Source organism: Arthrobacter sp. PsM3 (assembly GCF_030433895.1).
GTDB lineage: Bacteria > Actinomycetota > Actinomycetes > Actinomycetales > Micrococcaceae > Arthrobacter.
Map to the genome: position 1 here is coordinate 1 of NZ_JARUXE010000099.1, position 2,061 is coordinate 2,061.

At 63.8% G+C, this 2,061-nt stretch carries 2 protein-coding genes; both read left to right on the forward strand.

The window, feature by feature from the left end:
- Nucleotides 1-349: 349 nt before the first annotated feature.
- Entirely contained in the window at nucleotides 350-1,315 is a 966-nt protein-coding gene (locus tag QCD75_RS21735; protein ID WP_301231610.1) for a plastocyanin/azurin family copper-binding protein, read from the forward strand.
- Nucleotides 1,316-1,802: 487 nt separating this feature from the next.
- A complete protein-coding gene (locus QCD75_RS21740; protein WP_301231611.1) occupies nucleotides 1,803-2,009 on the forward strand; it encodes a hypothetical protein in 207 nt (68 codons plus the stop codon).
- The last annotated feature ends 52 nt before the right edge of the window (nucleotides 2,010-2,061 follow it).

A 2,061-nucleotide genomic window follows, 5' to 3' on the forward strand; every position in this document is an offset into this window, starting at 1 on the left:
GAGGGGCACCGTAGTCTCTGTGTTGCGCCGTTGCTAAGCGCCCGGCCCGGTCGCCTGATGAGGGGCTGAGTACCGCCCAAATGGGAAAACACCTCGACAATCGCGCCGCCGCAGGAGCACGATGAGAACTGCGGCCTCGGCTGCACGCGCAGAGCGCCTGACCCCTTGTCCGGGTGGCGCGTCTGGCCCTACAACTACTGTCCCGCCTTGCTGCTGGGGTCTGGTGGCGGGAGAAGAGAGCGGCCGACGTTGTCCAGGCCGGAGCGAACCCCCGTCGCCAGCGGCGACGGCGGCGCACTTGACTAGCCGGTTCCCCGACTGTTTACCCAGCTCAGAAGGAATGAGTCAAATGACTCGCCAAGCACAAATCCATTCCGCACCACACCTGCTGCGCCTACTCATCGCATTCGCCGCTGCCCTGGTTCTGCCCGTCGCCGTCAGCGGCGCGGCCACCGCAGACAGCGGAAAGTCCGCCAGGACCTGGACCGTCCAGGTCGGATCCGAATCCCCGGACCAAGCCATTCAGAGCATGGCCTTCCTCCCTGAAAACATTTACGTGAACGCGGGCGACAAGGTCACCTGGCGGGCCAACTCCGCTGAGATCCATACCGTGACCTTCCTGGCCGAGGGCCAGTCCCTGGAGTCCACCCAGCCTTTCGACCCCTCGCGACCGGAAAACACCACCCAGACGGGCGGGAAGGACTACGACGGGCACTCGTATTACAACTCCGGCGTCATGACGAACGTCTCGGACTCCGGATTCAAGCAGGTAAAGAAGTACACCCTGGGCTTCCCCCATGAGGGCGACTTCACCTACTACTGCCTGGTCCACGGGATGGCCATGAAAGGAACAGTCCATGTCCGGGCTGCGGGCACGGACTACCCGTACAGGCAGTCGCAATATGACCACAAGGCAGAGAAGCAGGAACGGGCCATCCTGCGGGACGGCTACCAGCAGTGGGATGCCGCCCGGGACCAGGCCGGCCAGCACACCGTCATCGCCGGTACGGACAACGGAACATCCATGGTGATGCGCTTCGTCCACCAGAAGATCGAAGTCCGGGTGGGAGAGTCGGTGACATTCGTCAATAACGGCATGGGCGCCCCGCACACCGTCACTTTCGGTAAGGAGCCGGCCAACGTCTTCGCCCCGGCCGGCAACCCGGCCGACTACAGCGGAGGGGACCTGAACTCCGGCATTCTGCCGCCGCACAGCAGTTTCACCGTGACCTTCACCAGGGCCGGCGAGTTTGCCTACATCTGTGCCCTCCATGACTACATGGGCATGAAGGGAACGGTGGAAGTCCGGGAGTGACCGACCCGCGCACCGGACCGGTGGGAGACGCCCCGCCGGCCCGCCGTGCAGGAACCGTCCGGGGGGACTCTACTGGTCCATCGCCAACGCCGAATTCGCTAAAGAACCACCACTTCGCAAGCTCAGCATCTTCGCGGAGGTCGTACTGGCCCAGAGACTCCCCTCCTCTGCAGCCCTTAGGAAGAACTGCCCCAGTATCGGGCGCGTCACGATGGGACCACGCAGACATGAGCGAGAACGTACAGCGCCGTTACGGCGCTTCTGCTCCTGGCAGCGTGGAGGAACACGTGCCGACCCCGCCTGGAGATCATCCCGGCAAACCGTCCCCGCACCAGATACGCACGGTGGGCCAGCGCCGCCGGCTTTCAGAGGAAAAACTCGACCACAAACATCGCGAAGCCAGGGTACGACCGGTTGGCTGAGCCGACTGCCGCCACCGTCTGTGCCCGCGGTTACCTGAAAGGACACCCGGTACGGGAGGAAATCAATGGACGTCAACGTTCTGCGCCGGGCGGCCAGGAACGACCTGGACAACGGAACCTTCACCCTGCTGGATCTCTCACTCGGCTTCTGGGCCAACGGAGGCCACGCCGAGGCGCTGGACCTGGACGCCTTCATTTACTGCCTGAAGACCCTGTCAGGTCCGGACATACTCGTTCTGGCCTGGACCCTGGAGGAACTCCGCAATGCCTGAAAAGCCGGCAGCACCACCCACAGACCCTGGAGCCGATCTCTTAGGCGTTCTG

Excerpts from the sequence above, each read along its gene's own strand:
- QCD75_RS21735 (WP_301231610.1), top strand. The coding sequence starts at position 350 with ATGACTCGCCAAGCACAAATCCATTCCGCACCACACCTGCTGCGCCTA.
- QCD75_RS21740 (WP_301231611.1), top strand. The coding sequence starts at position 1,803 with ATGGACGTCAACGTTCTGCGCCGGGCGGCCAGGAACGACCTGGACAAC.